Raw genomic sequence first — 5,646 nt, forward strand, 5'->3', positions numbered from 1 at the left:
AGCGCTCGCGTCGGCAGAACCCGCCGGGCAAAGCCCATGAGGTAAGTCGGCGTCGTCACATAGTAGCGCGCCTTCGGTCGCTTCGCCTCCAGCGCATGAACCAGCTTCGCCGTCACCGCCTCGGGCCCCAGTTCGAAAGCATCCTTCCTGACTTTCTTGTCGTAAAGCCGCCCCCGCAAGGCCTGATACTGCTCTGCCCTTGCCGAAGCTTTCCAGTCGATCCATTTCTCGAAATGCGGGATCGCGTTTTCGCGGATCTTCGTCGCAATTGGCCCTGGCTCGATCAGGATCACCTCGATCCCCGTGCCCTTCATCTCGATCCGCAGGACGTCCGTCAGCCCCTCCATCGCGAACTTGGTCGAGACATAGGCCCCGCGCCAGGTCATGCCCACCAGTCCCAGGACCGACGAGCAGTTCACGATCCGCCCATGACCTTGCGCCCGCATCATCGGGATCACCCGCCGCGCAAGATCATGATAGCCAAAGAGATTGACCTCGAAGATCTCGCGCAAAGCGCCCCGCGGCAGGTCCTCGACCGCGCCGGGGCAGGCGAAGGCGCCGTTGTTGAAAAGCGCGTCGAGCGCCCCCCCGGTCCGCGTCTTCACCTCTTCGACCGCCGCCGCGATGTTGTCTTCGTCGGAGTAGTCCAGGCGGAAGCTCTCCAGCCCTTCGGCCCGCAGCCTTTCGCAGTCCACCTCTTGCCGACAGGTCGCAAAGACCCGCCAGCCGCGCGCCTTAAGACCCCGCGCTGCATCAAGACCGATGCCCGAAGAGCACCCGGTGATCAAAATCGAACGTGCTGACATCTGGGCTCCCGGGGCGCAAAGCCCTCAGGGGGCCTCGGGGCTCAGGTAGCGCAAAGCGACGAAGCCTTCCACCCCGTCGCCCTGGATGACGATCCGCGCCCATTCGTCGTTGACCGCCTGGACCATCAACGTGGCTTCGCCCGAACCAAGCCGGTCGAGTATTTCGGCTTCGGTCGACGGCTCGGCCCGGACGTTGACCGAGTCGGCGTTGACATACCAGATCGTCCCCTCGCCCTCGGCCAGGGCTTCCGGCGCGGGCTCGCTTTCGGCACCTGCCGGAACCTCTTCGTTCCCGACCGCCGATAGCGAGAAGATCGGCTCTTCGACCGCCGTCACGACCTCACGCTCCGGCTCGACATAAGGCTCGGGCTCGGCACGCGCCACGGCCGCTGCTTCTGTCGCCAAAGGTCTTGCGGTTGCTGTATCCACTGCAGGAGTGGCCGTCACCCGGGGCACGACCGAATCAGCGCCCGCCACAAGTTCCGACCCGGGAAGCACCTTCTTGGCGGCCGCTTCGGCCAGTCCGGGGCGCAGCTGCCCCCGGTCCTCCCCCGCAATCATCAGGGTGGCGAACATGCCGAAACAAAGAATCAACGTCAGGCGAAACATGGGGGGATCCGTTCAGATTGTGTGCACGTCTTAGCACAGGCCGGCTGCGAGAGTTGAGGAAAAAATTGCAACCGTGGCGCTTTGCGATTGTCTGTGGCAATGCGATCTGGACCGCCGCCGCGCTTTTCCGTACACAACATACATGACCTCGGATGACGACGAACCCAAGATAGGCGACGAAGGCGTCACCTTCTCCGAACCGCTCTCCCGCGCGATCGGTGAGCGGTATTTGACCTATGCGCTTTCCACCATCATGCACCGCGCGCTTCCGGACGCTCGCGACGGGCTGAAACCGGTCCACCGGCGAATCCTTTGGGCGATGCGGCGGCTGCGGCTGACGCCCACCGGGGGCTTCCTGAAGTCGGCCAAAATCTCCGGCGACACGATGGGGGACTTTCACCCCCACGGCGACCAGGCGATCTATGACGCGATGGCGCGGCTCGCGCAGGATTTCAACATGCGCTACCCGCTGGTCGACGGGCAGGGCAACTTCGGCAACATCGACGGCGATAACCCGGCGGCCTCCCGCTACACCGAGGCCCGAGTGACCCATGCGGCCGAAGCGCTGATGGAAGGGATCGACGAGACCGCCGTCGACTTTCGCCCGAACTATGACGGCCGCCTGGAAGAGCCCGTTGTCCTTCCGGCTGCCTTCCCCAACCTTCTGGCCAATGGCTCCTCCGGCATCGCGGTCGGGATGGCCACGAACATCCCGCCGCACAACCTGGATGAGCTGATCGACGGCTGCCAGGCGCTGCTGTCCGACCCCGACATCACCAATGAGGCTCTGGTCGCACTGATCCCCGGCCCCGATTTCCCGACCGGCGGGGTCATCGTCGAACCCCGTGACAGCATCCTTGAAGCCTATGCGACAGGTCGCGGCGCCTTCCGCACGCGCGCCAAATGGCAGGTCGAAGACCTTGGCCGCGGCACCTGGCAGATCGTCGTCACCGAGATCCCGTTCCAGGTCCAGAAGTCGAAGCTGATCGAAAAGCTGGCCGAGCTCATCCAGATCAAGAAAGTCCCGCTTCTTGCCGATGTCCGGGACGAGTCCGCCGAAGACATCCGCCTGATCCTTGAGCCCCGCGCCCGGAACGTGGACCCCGAGGTGCTGATGGGCAGCCTCTTCAAGAACTCCGACCTCGAGGTCCGCTTCTCGCTTAACATGAACGTGCTGATTGATGGGAAGGTCCCCAAGGTCTGCTCGCTGAAAGAAGTGCTTCGCGCCTTCCTTGACCACCGCCGCGACGTCCTGCGTCGGCGCAGCGAGCACCGGATCGAAAAGATCGACACGCGGCTTGAGGTGCTGGAAGGCCTGATCATCGCCTTCCTGAACCTCGACCGGGTCATTGACATTATCCGATACGACGACGACCCGAAGGCCGCCTTGATGGCCGAGGATTGGTCAAAATCCCACATCCGCGCGACGTCCGAAAAGGACTACCGCCCCCCAGCGCCCGGCGAAGGCGAGCTGACGGACAACCAGGCCGAAGCGATCCTCAACATGCGCCTCCGCAGTCTGCGGCGGCTGGAGGAGATGGAGCTTAACGCCGAACGCGATGCGCTGATGAAGGAACGCGCCGACCTGGCCGATCTTCTGGAAAGCGAGCGGCGTCAGTGGAAGAGCATCGGCAAGGACCTCGACGGGGTCCGCAAGCTTTACGGCAAGGCAACCGCCCTCGGCGCCCGCCGCACCCAGTTCGCCGACGCGACCGAGATCGAGGATATCCCCTATGAGGCGATGATCGACCGCGAGCCGATCACGGTGATCTGCTCGAAGATGGGCTGGATCAGGGCGATGAAGGGCCACGTCGACCTTTCCACCGAACAGAAGTTCAAGGACGGCGACGGCCCCCGTTTCGCGTTCCATGCGGAAACCACCGACAGGATTCTCCTCGTCGCCGAAAACGGCCGGTTCTACACGCTCCTCGGCGCCAACCTCCCCGGCGGGCGCGGCATGGGTGAACCCGTCCGCCTGATGGTCGATCTGCCGAACGACACCGGGATCACCGACCTTTTGATCTTCCGTCCCGGCGAGAAACTCCTGGTCGCCTCGACCGCTGGCGATGGCTTCATTGTCCCGTCCGAGGAACTGGTTGCCCAGACCAAGGCCGGGAAAGCCGTGCTGACCGTCCGTGACGGCGTGAAGACCGCGGTCTGCACGCCCGTCCGGGGCGACAGTATCGCGGTGGTCGGCGACAACCGGAAGATGCTGGTTTTCCCGTTGTCCGAACTGCCGGAAATGGCCAAGGGCAAGGGCGTGAGGTTGCAGAAGTACAAGGACGGCGGGCTTTCCGACGCGATCACGTTCACCCTAGCCGAGGGCCTTTCCTGGAAAGATCCGGCAGGCCGGACCCGGACGGAAACCGAGCTTGCCGAATGGACCGGGGCTCGTGCCAGTGCCGGCAAGATGGCTCCTAGGGGCTTCCCGAGGGACAACCGGTTTACTTGACTTGCCGCTCGTCGATGACTTCGTCACTCCTCGCTCGGCGCCCCCGACGAGGAGACGAAGTCGAACGAGGAGGCCCCCGGGTCAGACCCGCTCCACCTTAAGCCACACCCCGCCCTCGGGCCGAAGCGTCAGGATCATCACCGGCTTCGGGTTCTTCCCCGGCACCGGCGAAAACCGGAACCGCCCCAGAAGGCTTGCCAGCACGATCACCGCCTCCTGCAGCGCAAACGAGGCGCCGATGCAGACCCGCGGCCCGTCGCCAAACGGCAGGTACTGGAACCGCGGCACCGCTTTCGGATCGGCAAAGCGTTCGGGGCGGAAGGCATCGGCATCCTCCCAGAGCAGCCGGTGCCGGTGCAGCGCGTAGATCGGCAGGATGACCGTATCGCCCTTCCGGATGTCACGGCCGCAAAGCCGGTCCTCGGCCATGGCAGTCCGCGACAGAAACGCCGCCGGCGGGTAAAGCCGCAACGTCTCATCCACGATCCGGCGGACCAGCGGCAGGCCGGGCAGGTCAGCAGCGGTTGCCATCCGGCCCCCGAGTACCCCCTGCGCTTCGGATCGCGCGGCCTCCTGCACTGCAGGGTCAAAAGCGCACAGATACAAAGCCCAGGACAGCGTCAGCGCCGTCGTCTCATGCCCTGCGACGATGAAGGTGAGAAGGTTGTCCCGAAGCTCTGCCGTCGTCATCTTCCGGCCGGTTTCAGGGTCCGACCCCGCCATCAGAAGGTCCAGCAGATCCGGCGGCAGCTTCGCGCCTTCCGCCTTCCGTGCTTCGATCGCCCGGTCCGCAAGCCGCTTCGTGTCGCGCATCGCCGATCCGGTGAAAAGCCGGTTCGGCCGCGGCACCCAGGGTGGCACCCCCAGAATATCCAGTAGCGACACTTTCGCCGTCTCGCCGATATACTGCTCGATCGCCTTGTGAACCGCCCCCCGGTCGAACCCCGACCCGTCCGAGAAGGTCACATCCGCGATCACCTCGAAGGTCGCCGTCACCATCTCTTCGAAAAGGTCCGCCGCCCGTCCGACCGACCCCTCCAGCCGCGCCACCGAACGTTCCGCCGCAGCCGTCATCACCGGCCCAAGGGCAGAGACATTGCGGTGCGAAAAGACCGGCGCCGCGGTCCGGCGCTGCCACATCCATTCCGCGCCTTCCGCCACAAACAGGCTGTCACCGATGGCCGGCTCCAGGATCAGCTTCGTCACCACCGATTTCGGATAATCCGCCACCTTGTCCCGCAGCACCTGCCGCAGCCCTTCCGGGTCCATCAGCATGTGCCAGCGCTTGCCCGTCCGGCCCGACAGGATCGGCACCCGCGTTGCCACCTCCGGGATCAGCTCCAGCACGTTCCGTTGCGCCGCCCGGAAGCTTTGCCAGATGCCCATCGGCTCTGTGTGCAGCGCTACACGGACGGGCAGGGGATGTGAGGGGGGAGGATGAAGCTCGGTCATGATGTCGGAAAGATAGCCCTCCGCGACGGGCAGGCAAAGCGCATCGTTGCCGCATCCCCGCGGGCGATGGTCTCCCAGCCAATCAGGCTTGAATTTCTCCGCTCTCCGGGCTAAGCCGCCGCGCGTATGAAGACGGGCCCCCGCATGGGCCTGATAGGGATGCGATCAGAACAAGGGCGGAAAGCGCTATGGCGAAGGCAAAGTTTGAACGTAACAAGCCGCATGTGAACATCGGGACGATTGGTCACGTTGACCACGGCAAGACGACGCTGACGGCGGCGATCACGAAGTATTTCGGCGAATTCCGCGCCTATGACCAGATCGACG

5 protein-coding genes are annotated in these 5,646 nt (G+C 64.6%); 2 read left to right on the forward strand and 3 right to left on the reverse strand.

The window, feature by feature from the left end; all coding sequences use genetic code 11:
* Together ACRCSW_RS19925 and ACRCSW_RS19930 are read right to left on the reverse strand one after the other, a co-directional pair.
* On the reverse strand, positions 1–806 hold an 806-nt coding region (locus ACRCSW_RS19925), incomplete at its 3' end, for an SDR family NAD(P)-dependent oxidoreductase (RefSeq protein ID WP_438707395.1).
* Positions 807–830: 24 nt separating this feature from the next.
* Positions 831–1,415 (reverse strand): SH3 domain-containing protein, encoded by a 585-nt coding sequence (locus tag ACRCSW_RS19930; RefSeq protein WP_438707396.1) that lies wholly within the window; start codon positions 1,413–1,415, stop codon positions 831–833.
* Between the two features lie 142 nt (positions 1,416–1,557).
* Between ACRCSW_RS19930 and parC the strand changes: the two genes are divergently transcribed.
* A complete protein-coding gene (gene parC / locus ACRCSW_RS19935) occupies positions 1,558–3,867 on the forward strand; it encodes a DNA topoisomerase IV subunit A (RefSeq protein ID WP_438707397.1) in 2,310 nt (769 codons plus the stop codon).
* Positions 3,868–3,948: 81 nt separating this feature from the next.
* Here the strand turns inward: parC and ACRCSW_RS19940 are convergent, their stop codons facing one another.
* The gene (locus ACRCSW_RS19940) at positions 3,949–5,319 is read right to left on the reverse strand and encodes a cytochrome P450 (RefSeq protein ID WP_438707398.1); all 1,371 of its coding nucleotides are present in this window, start codon (positions 5,317–5,319) and stop codon (positions 3,949–3,951) included.
* A gap of 188 nt (positions 5,320–5,507) precedes the next feature.
* Here ACRCSW_RS19940 and ACRCSW_RS19945 point away from each other — a divergent pair.
* Positions 5,508–5,646 (forward strand): GTP-binding protein (locus ACRCSW_RS19945; protein WP_438707399.1); only part of this gene is annotated, 139 nt, incomplete at its 3' end.

The sequence above is a fragment of the Tabrizicola sp. genome (assembly GCF_051645465.1).
Classification (GTDB): Bacteria; Pseudomonadota; Alphaproteobacteria; order Rhodobacterales; family Rhodobacteraceae; genus Tabrizicola.